Raw genomic sequence first — 17,935 nt, 5'->3', positions numbered from 1 at the left:
GTAATGGGGGATCGTTTTGGCCGCTATTCGAAGTATATTATACAAGAAAGAGCTTTGCCAGACATACGAGATGGATTAAAACCAGTTCAGCGTAGAATCCTATTTGCGATGAACCAAGATGGAAATACGGCCGAAAAAGGATTTCGAAAATCAGCAAAATCAGTAGGAAATATCATGGGGAATTATCATCCTCATGGAGACAGCAGTATCTACGAAGCGATGGTTCGGATGAGTCAAGATTGGAAATTACGGAACGTTTTGATTGAGATGCACGGCAATAATGGGAGTATGGATGGTGACCCACCTGCCGCTATGCGGTATACAGAAGCCCGTTTGTCAAAAGTTAGTAGCGAATTATTAAGCGATATTGACAAAGAAACAGTGGAATTTGTTTGGAATTTTGATGATACCGAAAAAGAGCCAACTGTGCTCCCTTCCAAGTTTCCCAATCTGTTAGTCAATGGCTCCACAGGAATTTCTGCTGGGTATGCCACTGAAATTCCTACCCATAATCTAGGGGAGGTCATCGATGGGACGATTTATTTCATCGACCATCCGGAGGCATCTCTTGAAAAATTGTTGACATTTATTCCTGGACCGGATTTTCCAACTGGAGGCATTCTACAAGGTGCTGATGAGATAAAAAAAGCATATGAAACGGGCAAAGGAAAAGTCATTTTGCGCTCCAAAACGCGTATTGAAGAGCTGAAAGGTGGCAAACAGCAGATTGTTATTTCTGAAATTCCCTACGAAGTAAACAAAGCCAACCTTGTTAAAAGAATGGACGAAATTCGATTGAATAAAAAAATCGAAGGCATTGCGGAAGTTCGCGATGAAAGTGATCGGACGGGTCTGCAAATTGTCGTGGAATTGAAAAAAGAGATTAATGCAGAAGGCGTCTTGAACTATTTATTTAAAAACACCGATTTGCAAGTAAACTACAACTTTAATATGGTGGCAATTGATCAGATGCGTCCCAAGCAAGTTGGGTTAAAACAGATGCTGGCTAGTTACATCCAACATCGAAAATCCGTCATTTTGCGCAGAAGTACGTTCGATTTAAAAAAAGCTCTTGCCCGGCAACATATTGTGGATGGTCTAATCAAAGCGTTGTCCATCTTGGATGAAGTGATTCGTACTATTCGTAAAAGTAAAGACAAACGCGATGCCAAAAACAATTTAATTGTAGCCCATGCATTCACTCAAGAACAAGCGGAAGCGATTGTCACGTTGCAATTGTACCGTTTAACCAATACGGATATTACGCAATTGCAAAAAGAAGCGGAAGAGCTTTTACGAACGATTGCCGAATTGCAAAAAATTATTCATGAACCCAACGAACTTTCTAAAGTGATGAAACAAGAATTGCGTGAAGTGAAGAAGCAGTATCAATCTGAACGGCGCACCATCATCGAAGCAGAAGTTACGGAATTAACCATCGATACAGAAATTCTTGTTGCACAAGAAGATGTTATGGTTGTGATTACGCGTGAAGGGTATGTAAAACGAAGCAGTCTTCGGTCGTATAGTGCTTCGAATAATGAAGAAGCAGGAATGAAGGAAACAGATGCAGTTGTTTATCAAGGGCAATTGAATACATTGGATCATCTATTAATATTGACCGATAAGGGGAATGTTATCTATCGCCCGGTTCATGAGTTGCCCGACTTAAGATGGAAAGACTTTGGCGAACATCTCTCACAAACATTGACGACGCTTAAAATTGAAGAAACTATTTTAGCCGTTTTTCCTTATAAACAACTCAATGACAGTCAAGAGTTTCTCATCGTTACTCAAGCTGGATTGATTAAGCGCACAAAACTTCAGGAATTTTCACCTTGGCGAACGTATCGAACTCGGCCGTTGCCGTTTATTAATTTGAAAACGGAGGAAGATCGAGTCGTTCATGTCTCAATCGTCGACCCTGAGGAGACAGAAGGGGACCAAGATGTCTTTCTCGTTACAAACCGGGCCTACGCTTTGCGTTACTCTTTGGCGGAAGTCCCTGTTGTCGGACCCAAAGCCGCAGGTGTAAAGGCTATGAATTTGAAGGAAAATGATGCGTTTGTCGTCCAAGCAATCTTAGTGTACTCAGAAGGGGACACACCCGTTGTTATGGTTACACAAAGAGGAGCTGTGAAGCGCATGCTTGCGCAAGAAATCCCACGAACTTCTCGTGCTCAAAGAGGGATGATGGTCTTTCGAGAGTTAAAAAACAACCCGCATCGCATTGTTTATATGGGAGTTAGCGATGAGTCAGAACTAGTGGTGATGAATCAAAAGGGCGAGGTGAAGAAATTCATCGCAACACAATTTCCGATTGGGGATCGAACTTCGAATGGCTCATTTGTAATGGATGAAAAAACGGGAGGCACGATCGTTTCCGTTTATAAAAAAGTACCAACTCTGTTATAAAAAATAACGAAACAGTAATAAATTGTTATAATACAATTCATTACTGTTTTTTCTTTTGTGATTCTTTCACGTTAAAATTTTAATTATTTAATGATTAAATTCACAATTGAAATTGTTGATATATCAATGATTTGAAAAAAATATCTGAACAAAAAGAAAAAAATTGTTAAAAAATCACGATGGAAACACTTGCAAAACGTTGGGGATGTGTTATACTAATCACGTAAAAGCTGTTACACAAAAACAGTTATAAGGAGGACCAGAAAATGGCAGTCGAAACAAACGATGTAAAAACAACAAACAAAGCATGGGATGGTTTTACAGGCGGACATTGGCAAAATGAAATTAACACACGGGACTTTATCCAAAAGAACTACACAGAGTACAGAGGTGACGATAGTTTCTTAGAACCAATCGCACCAAGTACAGACAAATTATGGACGAAACTGCAAGAATTATTCGAAGTACAACATGAAAAGAACGGTGTTTATGATATGGATAATAATATCCCTTCAACCCTTACTTCTCATGGTCCTGGTTACTTAATCAAAGAAGAAGAAAAAATTGTCGGTTTACAAACAGATGTACCTTTGAAGCAAGCGTTCCAACCATTTGGTGGAATCAAAATGGCGAACAATGCCTTAACTTCAAATGGTTATGAAGTTGATGACAATATGACAAAAATCTTTACAGAATGGCGCAAAACACATAACCAAGGTGTATTTGATGCCTACACTCCTGAAATGCGTTTAGCCCGTAAAAACAAAATTATTACTGGACTACCAGATGCTTATGGCCGTGGTCGTATTATTGGTGACTATCGTCGTATTGCTCTATACGGAATTGATTTCTTGATGGAACAAAAGAAAAAAGATCATGACAATTGTGGAAATAAAGTCATGTTAGACGACGTTATTCGTCTTCGTGAAGAAATTTCTGAACAATACCGTGCCTTAGCTGATTTGAAAAAAATGGCTGCTTCTTATGGATTTGATATTTCACGTCCAGCTGAAAATGCTCAAGAAGCTGTTCAATGGTTATACTTCGGTTACCTTGGAGCAATCAAAGCTCAAAACGGAGCTGCAATGTCAATCGGTCGTATTTCAGCCTTCTTAGATATCTATATTCAACGTGACTTAGAACGTGGTGAAATTACTGAATTTGAAGCACAAGAATTAATTGATCATTTGATTATGAAATTGCGTATGGTTAAATTTGCACGTACACCAGAATACAATTCACTATTCTCTGGTTATCCAATTTGGGCAACTTTATCAATCGCTGGTATGGGTATCGATGGGCGCTCATTGGTAACAAAGAATGACTTTCGTATCTTGCATACCTTAACAAACATGGGTCCTTCTCCAGAACCAAACTTGACAGTTTTGTATTCTTCACACTTACCAGAAGGCTTCCGTACGTATGCAGCAAAAATTGCGAAAGAAAGTTCTTCTATCCAATTTGAAAATGATGATTTGTTACGTGCCAACTGGGGATCTGACGATTGTGCCATCGCTTGTTGTGTGTCTGCAACAGTTGTTGGGAAAGATATGCAATTCTTTGGTGCTCGTGCAAACTTAGTTAAAGCTGTTCTTTATGCTATTAATGGTTGCCAAGACGAAAAAACCAAAATGCAAGTTGGACCACGTTTCCGTCGTATGGAAGGTGAAACCCTTGACTTCGATGAATTCATGGAAAACTACAAACAAACATTGGATTGGTTAGCTGAACTTTATGTGAATACCTTAAACATCATTCACTACATGCATGACAAATATGCTTATGAAGCTGCGCAATTAGCTTTAATGGATACTGACTTGAAACGTACCTTTGCAACTGGTATTGCCGGAATCTCTCATGCAACTGACAGTATTATGGCTATCAAACACGGTAATGTAAAAGTTATTCGTGATGAAGATGGTATGGCAATTGACTATGTTCCACAAAATGAATTCCCTACTTATGGTAATGATAATGAAGAAGCCGATGCTATGGCTAACTGGATTCTTGATTACTTTATGACGCAAATTAAACGTCAACATACGTACCGTAATTCAACACCAACAACTTCATTATTGACAATTACATCAAATGTCGTTTATGGTAAAGCTACTGGTAATACACCTGACGGACGTCGTGCAGGCAAACCATTGGCTCCAGGTGCTAACCCAAGTTACCAAGATGGTAAATTCTTAGGTGAAAAACATGGCTTGTTGGCTTCATTAAACTCAACTGCCCGTTTAGAATATGAACATGCACGCGATGGTATCTCAAATACGCAAACCATCAATCCAAATGGTTTAGGTAAAGACGATACAACACGTATCAACAATTTACGTAACGTATTAGATGGCTACTTTGATAAAGGTGGTTACCATATTAACGTCAACGTATTTACAAATGAATTATTATTGGATGCACAAAAACATCCTGAAAAATATCCTAACTTAACAATTCGTGTATCAGGATATGCTGTGAAATTCCGTGATTTAACTCCTGAACAACAAGCAGATGTTATTTCTAGAACGTCACATGATCGTATGTAATCAATAAAGAAACAGAAAGGAAGGGTGGCAGTCTTGTTGATTGTCACCTTCTTTTTTAGAGAAGAGGGATTTTATGACTACCGAAGTAAAAGGTAGGATTCATTCAACTGAAAATTTTGGAACGGTAGATGGCCCCGGTGTTAGATTTGTCATTTTTTCTCAAGGTTGTCGTATGCGTTGCCAGTTTTGCCACAATCCAGATACTTGGAAAATTGATGATCCAAAAGCATCCTTCAGAAGTGCGGATGATGTCTTGGCAGAGGCCATGAAGTATCAATCTTATTGGGGAGAAAAAGGTGGGATTACAGTCAGTGGTGGTGAACCATTGTTGCAACTTGATTTCCTCCTAGATTTATTCAAAAAAGCAAAAGCAAAGGGAATCCATACAACCATTGACACCTGTGGCAAACCGTTTACTCGAGAAGAACCGTTTTTCAGCAAATTTGAAGAGCTGATGAATTATACCGATTTATTGCTTTTTGATATTAAACATATCGATAATGAAGAGCATAAAAAACTAACTTCTTTAGGAAATGAAAACATTCTCGAAATGGCAAACTATCTTTCAGAAATTCATAAACCTGTCTGGATTCGCCACGTCCTCGTACCGTTTCGTAGTGATTATGACGAGTATTTGATTCGTCTAGATAACTTTATCAAAACATTGGACAATGTGGATAAAGTTGAAATCCTACCGTACCACACGATGGGAAAATACAAATGGGATGAAATGGGCTTGAAGTATCCATTAGAAGGAATTCAACCGCCTACAGATGATCGGGTAGAAAATGCCAAAAAATTATTGCATGTGTCGGATTATCAAGGCTATTTGACAAGGTAAAAGGAGACAAGATAAGAAAAGCCTATTTTCTTATCTTGTTTTTTTTGCTATCATTAGAAGCGAAAAGAAAGAATGGAGCGATTGTTATGTCAAAAATTTTTGTCTTTGGGCATCAAAACCCAGACACTGATGCCATTGGAGCTGCTATCTCCTTTGCACATTTACAAAAAGAGTTAGGAAAAGATGTTGAGGCTGTTGCATTAGGCGCACCTAGCGAAGAAACGCAATTTGCATTAACTACTTTTGGGTTAGTAGCCCCACGAGTGATTACTAGTGTAAAGCCAGAAGCTGATAGCGTAATGTTGGTAGACCACAATGAATTTCAACAAAGTGCTGCGGATATTGCCGAAGTGACTATTTTATCAGTGGTTGATCATCATCGGATAGCAAATTTTGAAACTGCGAATCCTCTTTATTATCGAGCAGAACCAGTTGGTTGTACGAGTACAATTATTTTGAAATTATATAAGGAAGCCGGCATTGAAGTACCAAAGGCCATTGCTGGTATCATGTTGTCGGCAATTATATCCGATACATTGTTATTTAAGTCTCCAACTTGCACCGAAGAAGACGTTGCCGCTGCAAAGGAATTAGCGACGATCGCAGCGGTTGATTTGCAATCCTATGGTCTGGATATGTTGAAAGCAGGTACCAACCTTAGTACGAAATCAGTCGCAACCTTGTTGGATCTGGATGCCAAAAGCTTTCCAATGGGAGATAAAAACGTTCGTATTGCGCAAGTTAATACAGTGGATATTGCGGAAGTTCTTGAACGTCAAGCTGAATTTGAAGCTACGATGGCCAGTGAAAATGCGAAGAATGGTTATGATTTGTTCTTATTGGTTATCACCAACATTTTAGATAGTGATTCCGAATTGTTGGTAGTTGGTGAACCAAAAGCGAATGTTGAAGCTGCTTTTCAAGTTACGTTGACAGATAATCGGGCGTTTTTACCTGGGGTTGTTTCTCGAAAAAAACAAGTTGTGCCACCTTTGACTGAAAGTTTTTAGACCGTTGCGTAAAAGAAGGAAGTTTGCTTTTTGCGCCAATCTAGCTCAGTTGAGTGAGTAATCAGTGAAATAGGGAAAAAATTGTGTGATTGACCAAGTTTGACGGGGGTTCCTGAGAATGACTGTCATTGGTTGTCACACTTTTTCAATTAGAGGAGGAGCTTAGTTAAGAAATGAAATTAATTGTAGAAGATAATTGGCAGAAAAATCATTCACTCTTGCGAGATACGTTTTTTGAAGGCGTTGCTTCTTTTTTAACTAATCGAAAAGAAAAACCGCCTACTCTAAGAGAGATAAAAAGCCGGTTTCCTGAGGTGAAAGTTGATCGTGCCATTGAGGAATATATCCAATTGGGCTTAATTGCTCGATCAGATCGTCGCTACCAGTTGATTGTCCCTGTTTACAATGTGCTTTCCTCGAATGAGTTGATTGAAAAAAAAGTCGCATCTTTGAAAACAATCTTAGCAGAATGGTCCGTGGAAAGTCGTCGAGCATGGTTTGTTCTGCAAGGACAACGTTTAAAAAAGGAGCCTCAAGTGTACTTTGTTGAAGAAATGATGGAGCTGTTTTATTTTCGTGAATTGTGTTCGGATCAACTAATCGTTCAAGAATTAGCCGATGAACCCCATGCGAAAACCATACCAGCATATTTTTCTGCGCTGAGAGAAGGGGATGCTAGTTTGTATGAACCCTTTGCCTATTTGGGGGATGTGAACACGGAGTATTATCTTGACCAACTGGCTGTTTTGTTTGAAAAAGCAAGGAAGCAATCACGGCGCATTCGACCAACAATTTTTCTCCAAAGCTTAGTCGATTTTGGCTTTTTAACCGATACGTTTGTTCTTAGGTCTGTCGTGGAAATGACTACTCAGACTCCTATACAACAAGCACCTTTTGCGAAAGCGGATGCTTGTGTGGCGGAATTAACGAATTTTGAAAAGCGACGTATTTTTGTCGAATTGTGGCATTTTTTTGAGAAAGCGCCATTAACCATCGTACACCAAGATGAATGGGTCTTCTTAGCAAACGCCGAATCCTGAGGAAAGAAGTTCAGCAAAAAATTCATTTTCATGCTATGATAAAATGAAGAGATGATAGTTTGGGAGGATTATGCCTATGACGCATTATGCTGATATTAAGCGAAAAAAAGAAAGGTTTCCAGCTTTTTCCGATGAGGAAGGTGTGAAAAAACGTTCAAGTGAAGCCACAGCGAATCATTTTGTATCCGATGATAGTTGGATTATAACGGAACAACAAACGGAATCGCTGGTCGTTGAACCAGAAACCCAAAATGCTGATACACGCTATCGCCGGAATACAAAAAAAACAATTGAACGGGCTGGAAGTATTGGCAGAGAGCGGGAAACTTTAGAACGATTCCGCCAATCGTTACCGACTTATCGTCAACATGCGATTAAAGAAACTACCAGTACAGGAAAGACCAGTTTATTTGGTACGAAAAATAAGCAGCAAACGTCTGATCAGGCTAAGCAGATGTTTGAAACTCCTTCAAGTACCCACTATGCAGCCAACAAAGACGACTCTCTTAAGAAGCAATATACAGGAGGTCGCTCGTATTTCGTGCCCAAATTTGTGCCAGCATCTTTAATCCCAGATGAGCCGGAAAAAAAGATTGAAGCGAATACGCTCTATGCATCAATGCAGAAAAAAAGTGAGACGTATCTTTTATTTGACACAAATGACGCCTATCAAGAGAAGCGCCCTGATGAACCAGCTGTCAAGCGTTTTAAAAAAACTGAGCAGATTACGATGACTAGAAATGAATACAAGGCAGCAATTAAAACAAAAGACAAAAAAAGAAATATTTTGGATCACTCATTGAATGGATTAATTGAAGATGGACAGAGCCAAATTAAAGAAAACGGGTACTTTCAAGCGCCTGACAAGTAAAATAAAGTAGCTTATCAACGAAAAGCGGAACAAACTAAAAAGGGTGTCACCAACTAGGTGAAGTGACGAGTAGCATCCTGTTTAGCTTGTTTGGCTTTTTTTGATAGTACGGCAACGGATCGATGAATGCTTGTTAGAATAAAATTTAATTATAATAGTATTATGTAAACTTGAAACTATAAAATGAAGAGGCCTTGTAAAAAGGCCTCTTCATTTTATCACATCAACTAGCAAATGCGGACAATGGGACTCGAACCCACACGACCACTGGTCATACGCCCCTCAAGCGTACGCGTCTGCCAATTCCGCCATATCCGCAAAACTTACGACTAGGAAATCGTATCGTTTTTCTTTTCGTTTGTCAATAGGCTACTTTTTGTTATAAAAAGATTTTTTTTTAAATACAAATTGCAATTTTAGATAAGATGACTTAAAGTTGTAACAAACCATTAATTCTGAAAAGAGGATCTGCCATGAGAAACTTTGAAAAATCATCAAAATTGGAAGGCGTTAGCTATGATGTTCGTGGTCCAGTTTTAGAAGAAGCAGAAAGAATGCAAGAAGAAGGAATTAGTATTCTGAAACTGAATACAGGAAATCCAGCGACGTTCGGTTTCGAAGCACCAAATGAAATTATCCGAGACCTAATCATGAATGTCCGAGCTTCTGAGGGCTATTCGGATTCGAAGGGCATTTTTTCCGCGCGAAAAGCGATTGAGCAATATTGTCAACTGGCCAATTTCCCAAATGTGACGATTAATGATATTTATACTGGAAACGGTGTCAGTGAACTAATTACGATGAGTATGCAAGGGTTATGCAATAATGGCGATGAAGTGCTCGTGCCAATGCCTGATTACCCTTTATGGACGGCCTCTGTTTCTTTGGCGGGAGGAAAACCCGTTCATTATATTTGCGATGAAGAAAGTGAATGGTATCCCGATATTGATGATATTCGTTCCAAAATCACCCCTAAAACCAAAGCAATTGTGCTGATTAATCCAAATAATCCGACAGGGGCCGTGTATCCAAAAGATATTCTGCTTGATATTGTTGCGATTGCTCGTGAATTCGATTTGCTTATTTTTTCTGACGAAATTTATGATCGTTTGGTAATGGATGGCTTAACGCATGTTCCGATTGCTACTTTAGCCCCAGATCGTTTTGTTGTGACGTTTGGAGGGTTATCTAAATCGCATCGAGTGGCTGGATTCCGTGTAGGTTGGATGGTATTAAGTGGGAATAAAGCAAATGTAAAAGATTATATAGAAGGCTTAAATATGTTGTCTTCGATGCGGTTGTGTTCAAATGTGCTTTCACAACAAATTGTACAAACTGCTTTAGGCGGCTACCAAAGCGTGGATAAGCTACTCTTACCAGGTGGACGTATCTATGAGCAAAGAGAATACATCTACAATGCGATTAATGCTATTCCAGGTCTTTCAGCAGTCAAACCCAAAGCGGCCTTTTACATGTTTCCGAAAATTGATGTGAAACGATTTAATATTACGAATGATGAACAATTTGTTTTGGACTTCTTACATGAATACCATATTTTATTGGTTCATGGTGGAGGATTTAACTGGCAACAACCAGATCATTTTCGAATTGTCTATCTACCTAATCTAGAAGATTTAAAAACGACTGCCAATTCGATGCGGAGTTTTTTAGAAACATACCAACAAAAATAATGCCATGAAAATAGAAAAATCCAGGTTTAAACTTGTTAAGCTTTGCTTTGGCTCACTCCAACAAGTCTAAATTTGGATTTTTTTTGATAAATTATTCAGCAAGTTCATTGCACTTCTTTTTACTAATAACAATGCGACCATTATATTTGTCTATTAATTCTTGATTTGGATTGTTGACACTAATCAAATAAGAATTTTCATATTCTTTTTCTATTACTCCCTGATAGACTTCATTTTCCCACGTAAAGGTAATTCCAATCTGCTGACTCATCCCCATCACACCCCATCTTGATCTAAAAAGAAAAAAATACGCTTTCTTTTTCGATAGTATGTGCTAAAATGAATAAAATAGAAAATGCGAATTCGCATATTTAGAGAGTGAAACGATGGATATTGAGCAAAATACGTTAGGTCAGAAAATCAAAAAAATGAGAAAAGCGCGAAGAATGACACAAAAAATGTTAGCAATTGGTATTTGTTCGCAAAGTGTTTTAAGCCGGATTGAAAACGATTTGGAGATTCCCAATATTCTTGTGATGCAACAAATTTGCATACGACTAGGGATTACCATGGATCAGATGATGTTTGCTGAATTTGATGAAATCCAGCATGTTCAACTTTATTTTGAAAAAGTAAATAATGCATTGATTCATCAAAATTATCATAAAATGTATGATTTATTGCATGATTCCACTATTTCTTCAGAAATATACCTTGATACGGATATGCAACTGTATTTTTATTATTTGGGAACAGTTGAGTATTTTGTTGATCAAGATGCAACGCGGGCAATTGCTTCGTTAAAGCATAGTTTATTACTCACTTATACAGAAAATAAAAAAAATAATATTTCTTCCACCGAAATTCAAATTATGGGCTGTCTTGGTCGAATCTATGCGGATACCAATCAATTAAAAAAAGCCCGACATTATTTGAATCGAAGCATTGATTTGACCCTGAGTTTACCGAAAGAACATGCCAACTTCGAACTAACGAAAATTTTCTATCATTATAGTCGGTTTTTGTTTGTCCAAAACGATTTGTTGGGTACAATTGATTGCGCTTTGAAAGGGGTCCAGTGGGCGATTGATAAACTAAGTTACTATTATGTAGAGGAACTCCTACAAATAACAGGTGCAGCTTATGAACAGCTTCAAGAATACGAAAGGGCACAATTTATGTATGAAAAGGCACAATCCGTTCAACTCTTTTCAAAGTTTGAAAATGGTGTATACCTTTCTTGATTTTTTAGCAGAAAACGAGTACCTTTAGATTATAGAAAGCTAAAGGGAGCGATGATGGTGAAGAACTATTTGTATGCGGATAAATTCTTTTTTTCGTCAGGTACACAAGGACCAGGGTATTTAGAGATTGTGGATGGATTATTTGGTGATTTTTCCACAACATTACCAGCGGATGCACAAGGAAAAGTCATCGACTACTCGGATCAATGGATTGCTCCGGGATTGGTTGATACCCATATTCATGGCTATGCAAATCATGATGTGATGGATAATGATGCGGAAGGGCTAAAAATTATGTCTGAGCAATTGCTATCTTGCGGCGTGACCTCCTTTCTTCCAACGACGCTAACATCAAGCAAAGAACGTTTAAAGGATGTATCAGCAACGATTGCTTCTGTAAAGGATCAGGTTCCTGGTGCAAAAATCCAAGGTATTTATTTTGAAGGTCCTTTTTTTACAGAAGAACATAAAGGAGCACAAAATCCAAGTTATTTTGGTGATCCTGATATTGATGTATTTCATGATTGGCAAACGGCTGCCAACGGATTAATCAAAAAAATAGCTTTGGCTCCAGAACGAAAAGGTGTGCAAGAGTTTGTCAAAACGGTTACCAAAGAAGGCGTTGTGGTGTCTTTAGGCCATAGTGATGCGACACTTGACCAAGCAAGAGAAGCGGTTGAAGCCGGCGCAAGTGTCTTTGTTCATGCCTATAATGGAATGCGCGGACTAAATCATCGAGAACCGGGTATGGTTGGGGCGTTATTGACTTTGCACCATGTGTATTCAGAGTTGATCTGTGATGGACACCATGTTCATCCAAAAGCCTGTGAACTATTAATTGATAAAGCTGGGGCCGACCATGTTGCGTTAATTACGGATTGTATGATGGCCGGAGGAATGCCGGATGGCGAATATCAATTAGGCGAATTTCCAGTGGTCGTAAAAGATGGTACTGCTCGCTTATTGGAAGGAAATCTTGCAGGAAGTATTTTAAAATTGAAAGAGGCTATTAAGAATGTTGTGGATTGGAATTTAGCAACGCCTGAGGAAGCCATTATGATGGGCAGTTTCGTTCCGGCTGTAAGTTGTCATATCGATGATGTTTGCGGTTCAATTGAAGCAGGTCGAGCAGCTGATTTTATTGTGCTAGATCAAAAAATGAATCTTCGCGCAACTTATCTAGATGGACAAAAACGGTTTGAAGAAAAATAAATTCGATTTTTTAGCACAGGCTTACGTAAGTCTGTGTTTTTTCGTTTTTCTATCGAACAGTTTTAGTAGAAGCTTTGTTTCATTGAGTACTAACTTGAGAGCAAAAGTATTTTGGTATCATTGAGTGATTGGATGCATGCAAAAGAAGATGAAGCACGATAACGACTGTGGTAAACTACATTTAAAGGCGTAAAGACGGTAGAGAGGAAGAAAGTCATGAGCTTTATTGAATTACACAATGAATCGAAACTATATACAATGGGAACCACCGAGGTGCGAGCCAATCATGATGTTTCTTTTACGATTGAAGAGGGTAAGATAACCGTGATACTTGGTCCTAGCGGTGCAGGTAAATCAACAGTTTTGAATATTTTGGGTGGGATGGATGTACCCACGAGTGGTGAAGTTAGAGTGGATCAAAAAAATATTGCTCAATTTACGAATAAACAATTGACTCATTATCGGAGAGTGGATGTAGGTTTTATTTTTCAATTTTATAATCTTGTCCCAAATTTGACTGCATTGGAAAATGTTGAATTGGCTAGCCAACTAGTTCCTGATGCCTATGACGCTAAAGAAATGCTAGTAAAAGTGGGCTTAGGACATCGGTTGAATAATTTTCCTGCACAATTATCTGGTGGAGAGCAACAAAGAGTGACTATTGCACGCGCCTTGGCAAAGAAGCCCAAATTGCTTTTGGCTGATGAACCAACAGGCGCTTTGGACTATGAAACAGGAAAGCAGATTCTTCAGCTCCTTGAAGATGTCGCTCGGGTTGATGGGACAACCGTTGTCATCATTACTCATAACAGTCAGATTGCACCAATGGCAAATCGTGTGATTCGGATGAACGACGGCCGAATCCAAACGATTGATGAGAATCCGAATCCTCAATCAATACAGTCATTGGAATGGTAGGTGGGGAAAGTGAATAAGCAGTTTGTTCGTTCTGCATGGCGAGACATTCGCCAAACACCTGCTCGCTTTCTGTCGTTAGTGAGTATTATTTTTCTCGGTGTTGCGTTTTTTGTTGGGATCAAGGCAACCGCTCCGGATATGAAGCAATCTGCAGATGCCTATTTTCGAGAAATGAAATTGGCTGATATTACGATGACCTCGATGCAGGGATTTAGCCAAGCACAAATAAATGATGTAACAAACTTTTCTCGGGTCAAACATGTAGCCGCTCAAACGGTTGCAGACGTCACCTTTACAACAAATGGAGAAGTTGTCCGTCTATCAAATTTTGATGAGCAGGCCAAGGTGAATCAAGTCACGCTAATCAAGGGAAGGTTTCCCAAAACGGATACGGAAATTGTTCTGGATCAATCTGTCAAAAATGAAAAAAAACTGGCAATCGGTGACCAAGTAACGTTTCATGATAATCATCAATTACAGCGGTCGACGTATACAATAGTGGGCTTCATCCAGAGTCCAGTTTATCTAGATGAAACCAATCGTGGTGCATCATTTGTTGGCAATGGCTCTGTAGCCCACTATGGTATGGTAGCGACAAGTAATTTTGTGAATCGTCGTCCGACGACCTTAGCGATTCAGCTCGAAAATTCTATTACGAATGCTGCCACGTATTCCTCTTTATATAAAAAAGAAGTGAATCAAGCGAAACAGGAGCTTCACGCATTTTTGGTGAATAGAGCCTCTTTTGCAAATGAAATGGGCGACCTCAATACCTTGCAATTTTTCACAAGACAAGATGTCCCAGGATATAGTGAATACAAACAAAACGCCAATCGAATTGATTCCCTTGCAACTGTTTTTCCGACTATTTTTTTCTTGATTGCCTGTTTAATTAGTTTAACTTCGGTTAGGCGAATGGTGGATGAAAAACGAATGGAAGTTGGGCTCTTTTTTGCACTAGGCTATCGGCCCGTGGAAATTATAGGAAAATTTTTATTGTATGTTGGTTCGGCTTGTCTGATTGGTGTGTTGTCCGGTCTGGCTGTTGGTTTTACGCTATTTCCCAAAATAATCATTGAAGCGTATAGTCAGGTCTATAGCATCAGGGGTTATCAACTAATGTGGCCAATCAATTTAATCGTGCTGGCGACGCTTTTCGCTATAGTGTGTACGATTGGGGTAGCCATTGTCGTTTTAATGCTAGAAGTAAAAAGAAAACCTGCAGAGCTAATGCGACCGAAAGCTCCTCGAGCAGGTCAACGTATTTTATTGGAACAGATTCGCCCATTTTGGCGAAGAGTAAACTTTCATTATAAAGTGATGTTTCGAAATTTGTTCCGATATAAAGGTAGAATGTGGTTGACCATCATAGGAATTGCAAGTTGCACGGCAATGATTTTGACAGGTTTTGGGTTAAAAGATTCAATTGGAGATATTGTCCCTTTACAATTTCAAAAAATATGGAACTATCAAGCTGTTGTCACGCTAGGACAGGAAGATTCGGCACTGTTTGATACTTTTGCAAAAGAAAAAGGAGTCGCGCAACTTGTTCCGGTGGATGCAAATGAGCGGACGGTTACGCGTCCTGGTTATCAAAATCAAAAAGTAGTAGTGACCATTCCTAAGAATCGTAAACAACTCAACAAAGTCCAATTGCTACAAGCGACTACTTCAAATCAAACGTATACTTTACCAGATGAGGGGGCATTTGTTTCGGAAAAGTTGGCCACGTTGTATCACTTAAAACGGGGCGATGTACTTTCGGTTCAGTTAATAGATGGTCAGTATACGAAGGTAAGGATTGCCCAGATCGTGAAAAATTATGTTGGACATGCGCTTTTTCTATCTAGTTCATACTATCAAAAGTTAACTGGCAATCAACCTATTTACCGTACAGGTCTTGTGACTTTCAATAAGGATTTTGATGGAGCCGCAATTAAGAAACTCACAAATCAGTGGCAAAAACAGCAACAGGTGGTGAATATTCGTCTCATGAGTCAATCAAAAAAAGATCTAGCAAAATCACTTGGTGTGTTAACATTGGTTGTCTGGATTTTGATTATCGCTGCTGGAATGTTGGCCTTTATTGTGCTTTATAGTTTGAATTCGATGAATGTATCGGAGCGTATTCGGGAGCTTTCCACTATGAAAGTTTTAGGATTTTTTCATCACGAGGTTACCTTGTATGTTTTTCGTGAAAATATTCTGCTCGCATTGATTGGGATTGGTTTTGGTTTATTTGGAGGGACATTTTTGCATCGTTTCGTTATCCAAACCGTTGAAATGGATACAACCCTTTTTGTTAAACAGATGCATTGGCAAAGCTATTTTTACGCTGGTGGGATTACCTTTCTATTTACTTTGATTGTTGGGGGCGTGATGCACCTTCAGCTCAAAAAAATCGATATGTTGGATGCGTTGAAAGCAAATGAATAAGAGAATTGCTTAAGTGAGAAAGGGGGGAAGCTATGCGTATTGGATTACGAACAATAAAAACAGCCGTTGCTTGTGTTATGGCGATGATGATAGCCAATTTTTTTCATTTAAGCTATGCAACATCGGCGGGTGTAATTGCCATATTAAGCCTAGAAAACACCAAAAAAGATTCATTGTATACGGGGATAGGGCGAATCGTTTCTTTAGGATTAGCAACAGTTATCTCCTACATTTGTTTTCAACTACTAGGATTTAATGCAGTTGCTTTCGGCATCTATTTACTTATTTTTATTCCTTTTGCGGTGCGTTTGAATGTGACGGAAGGAATTGTTGTCAATTCTGTGTTAGTCACACATTATTTGTTAGAAGAGTCATTTGGTTTGCATCTCATAGCGAACGAATTTCTGTTGATGATTATCGGAGTGGGTTCAGCACTGGTATTAAATAGTCATATGCCAAATCGGGAAAAAGTAGTCAGACAGGAGCAACAAATTGTTGAAGAACTATTTAGAAAAGTCATTTGGGATCTTTCCAAGGCCTTTGATCATTCAGATAATCAACTACTTAAACAAAACTGCCAAAAATTAATGAAAACCATCCGCTCCGCACAAAATAATGCAAAACTGTTGTCGAAAGATCGCTACTTCGCGATAAATCCGTATTTCGAAGAATATTTTTTCATGCGCGCTTCTCAACTAAGAATTTTGCAGGATATGATTGAGTTGCAAGCAAAAATTGTGGTGGATCAAACGTATCTCAAAAACTTACAGGCCCTTCTGGAAGAAACTGCGCTGAGATTTCATGAAGAAAATGACGGGCACCAAATTCTTAATGATTTAAGTGAGCTTTATTCGTTTTATCAAAATTTACATTTACCAGAAAATCGAGTCGAATTTGAAAATCGCGCGCGCTTGTTTCAATTTCTGCAATCATTTCAAAACTTTATTGAACTAAAATCGGAATTTGCCCACGCGAATCATTTTTCAAATCACACGGATGAATAATTAGGAGGAAATGAAATGCATTCTATTTATGTGGAAATTGTCTGCGAAGAAATCAAAGACAAATATGGATCTGAGTCCAAATTTGTCAAAACAATCTTAGGAATCGATTGGGTGAAGTGGGAAGCTTGGAAGGAAGAACGAGGGACCCTAGCGCCAGAAGTCAATCAAAAAATTATCCATTTGTTCAGTGATTATGAATGGATGCTCGTACAAAAAGTGCTGAGACAAACCATTATCTATCCGGAAAAACGCTTGTTAGCATTAGCGGAATACCGTAAAATGAAACTAGTCATCGCCAAAGAATGGATAGAACACCAATTAGGCTTAGTGGAGATGGTTCAAAAAGAACAAGATGCTGACGGAAAGCAATGGATTAATTTAAAAGTGACCCTTTCATACGGGGAGTGGGGATTCGATGATGTGCTAACATTCCGAGTTCCAGCTGTTTTGCAGCATGTATTAACGGGGGAAAAACAAGCATTGCTCGAATGGATGGATGAGTCAATCTTTCACTAACCGTTGAAAATACAAGGAAATTGAAGAGGATTTATGAAAAAAAGAAAGAAAAACAAACCAAATTGGTTTTTGATTATGCTTGGTTTTTTGATTGAACCGAGCGCGCACACCCGTGACTTTAGTCGTGGGTAAGCGCTCGTCGGAACCAAGTTCCGAAAACGTACAGTCAGCATATTGAGAAATCAATGTGT

General features: G+C 38.8%; 15 protein-coding genes and 1 tRNA gene. 13 read left to right on the top strand and 3 right to left on the bottom strand.

Annotation, left to right across the window (positions count from 1 at the left end; genetic code table 11):
• The first annotated feature begins 3 nt into the window (after nucleotides 1–3).
• From parC to ACFSR0_RS06590, 6 genes are all read left to right on the top strand, one after another.
• Nucleotides 4–2,415 carry a DNA topoisomerase IV subunit A gene (gene parC / locus ACFSR0_RS06615; protein WP_379981252.1) on the top strand — a complete coding sequence of 804 codons (2,412 nt, stop codon included), beginning with the start codon at nucleotides 4–6 and terminating at the stop codon, nucleotides 2,413–2,415.
• A 266-nt stretch (nucleotides 2,416–2,681) separates the two neighbouring features.
• Entirely contained in the window at nucleotides 2,682–4,961 is a 2,280-nt protein-coding gene (gene pflB / locus ACFSR0_RS06610) for a formate C-acetyltransferase (protein ID WP_379981120.1), read from the top strand.
• Nucleotides 4,962–5,034: 73 nt separating this feature from the next.
• Complete coding sequence (gene pflA, locus ACFSR0_RS06605) at nucleotides 5,035–5,802, top strand: pyruvate formate-lyase-activating protein (protein ID WP_379981118.1); 768 nt, start codon at nucleotides 5,035–5,037, stop codon at nucleotides 5,800–5,802.
• A gap of 86 nt (nucleotides 5,803–5,888) precedes the next feature.
• Nucleotides 5,889–6,812 carry a manganese-dependent inorganic pyrophosphatase gene (locus ACFSR0_RS06600; RefSeq protein ID WP_379981116.1) on the top strand — a complete coding sequence of 308 codons (924 nt, stop codon included), beginning with the start codon at nucleotides 5,889–5,891 and terminating at the stop codon, nucleotides 6,810–6,812.
• Between the two features lie 173 nt (nucleotides 6,813–6,985).
• Nucleotides 6,986–7,852, top strand: coding sequence for a DUF1803 domain-containing protein (locus ACFSR0_RS06595; protein WP_379981114.1), 867 nt, complete (start codon nucleotides 6,986–6,988; stop codon nucleotides 7,850–7,852).
• A gap of 76 nt (nucleotides 7,853–7,928) precedes the next feature.
• Complete coding sequence (locus ACFSR0_RS06590) at nucleotides 7,929–8,723, top strand: hypothetical protein (protein ID WP_379981112.1); 795 nt, start codon at nucleotides 7,929–7,931, stop codon at nucleotides 8,721–8,723.
• Between the two features lie 235 nt (nucleotides 8,724–8,958).
• Here the strand turns inward: ACFSR0_RS06590 and ACFSR0_RS06585 are convergent.
• Nucleotides 8,959–9,041 (bottom strand) — tRNA-Leu (locus ACFSR0_RS06585).
• A gap of 155 nt (nucleotides 9,042–9,196) precedes the next feature.
• On the opposite strand from ACFSR0_RS06585, the gene ACFSR0_RS06580 reads away from it, so the two are divergent.
• Nucleotides 9,197–10,414, top strand: coding sequence for a pyridoxal phosphate-dependent aminotransferase (locus ACFSR0_RS06580; protein WP_379981110.1), 1,218 nt, complete (start codon nucleotides 9,197–9,199; stop codon nucleotides 10,412–10,414).
• Nucleotides 10,415–10,505: 91 nt separating this feature from the next.
• Here ACFSR0_RS06580 and ACFSR0_RS06575 read toward each other — a convergent pair whose 3' ends face one another.
• Complete coding sequence (locus ACFSR0_RS06575; RefSeq protein WP_379981108.1) at nucleotides 10,506–10,685, bottom strand: DUF2187 domain-containing protein; 180 nt, start codon at nucleotides 10,683–10,685, stop codon at nucleotides 10,506–10,508.
• Between the two features lie 115 nt (nucleotides 10,686–10,800).
• Between ACFSR0_RS06575 and ACFSR0_RS06570 the strand changes: the two genes are divergently transcribed.
• The 6 genes from ACFSR0_RS06570 (at nucleotide 10,801) to ACFSR0_RS06545 (ending at nucleotide 17,744) form a co-directional block, all read left to right on the top strand.
• Nucleotides 10,801–11,658: a helix-turn-helix domain-containing protein gene (locus ACFSR0_RS06570; RefSeq protein ID WP_379981106.1), complete on the top strand. Its 858-nt coding sequence runs from the start codon at nucleotides 10,801–10,803 to the stop codon at nucleotides 11,656–11,658.
• Between the two features lie 57 nt (nucleotides 11,659–11,715).
• Complete coding sequence (gene nagA, locus ACFSR0_RS06565) at nucleotides 11,716–12,870, top strand: N-acetylglucosamine-6-phosphate deacetylase (RefSeq protein ID WP_379981104.1); 1,155 nt, start codon at nucleotides 11,716–11,718, stop codon at nucleotides 12,868–12,870.
• 216 nt (nucleotides 12,871–13,086) lie between these two features.
• Nucleotides 13,087–13,788, top strand: a complete 702-nt coding sequence (locus ACFSR0_RS06560) for an ABC transporter ATP-binding protein (RefSeq protein ID WP_379981102.1) — start codon at nucleotides 13,087–13,089, stop codon at nucleotides 13,786–13,788.
• 9 nt (nucleotides 13,789–13,797) lie between these two features.
• Nucleotides 13,798–16,224: an ABC transporter permease gene (locus ACFSR0_RS06555; protein WP_379981100.1), complete on the top strand. Its 2,427-nt coding sequence runs from the start codon at nucleotides 13,798–13,800 to the stop codon at nucleotides 16,222–16,224.
• A 32-nt stretch (nucleotides 16,225–16,256) separates the two neighbouring features.
• Entirely contained in the window at nucleotides 16,257–17,228 is a 972-nt protein-coding gene (locus ACFSR0_RS06550; protein ID WP_379981098.1) for an aromatic acid exporter family protein, read from the top strand.
• Nucleotides 17,229–17,243: 15 nt separating this feature from the next.
• Nucleotides 17,244–17,744, top strand: coding sequence for a hypothetical protein (locus ACFSR0_RS06545; RefSeq protein WP_379981096.1), 501 nt, complete (start codon nucleotides 17,244–17,246; stop codon nucleotides 17,742–17,744).
• On the opposite strand, the gene ACFSR0_RS06540 is transcribed toward ACFSR0_RS06545, so the two are convergent.
• The coding region (locus ACFSR0_RS06540; protein WP_379981094.1) for a hypothetical protein at nucleotides 17,730–17,935 on the bottom strand (206 nt) is incomplete at its 5' end. The two genes, ACFSR0_RS06545 and ACFSR0_RS06540, sit on opposite strands and share 15 nt — an antisense overlap.

The organism is Enterococcus camelliae (genome assembly GCF_042685105.1).
GTDB classification, from domain to species: Bacteria; Bacillota; Bacilli; order Lactobacillales; family Enterococcaceae; genus Enterococcus_G; species Enterococcus_G camelliae.
The sequence above is the reverse complement of the archived record's forward strand: the minus strand, read 5'-3'. Positions and strand labels throughout refer to the sequence as shown.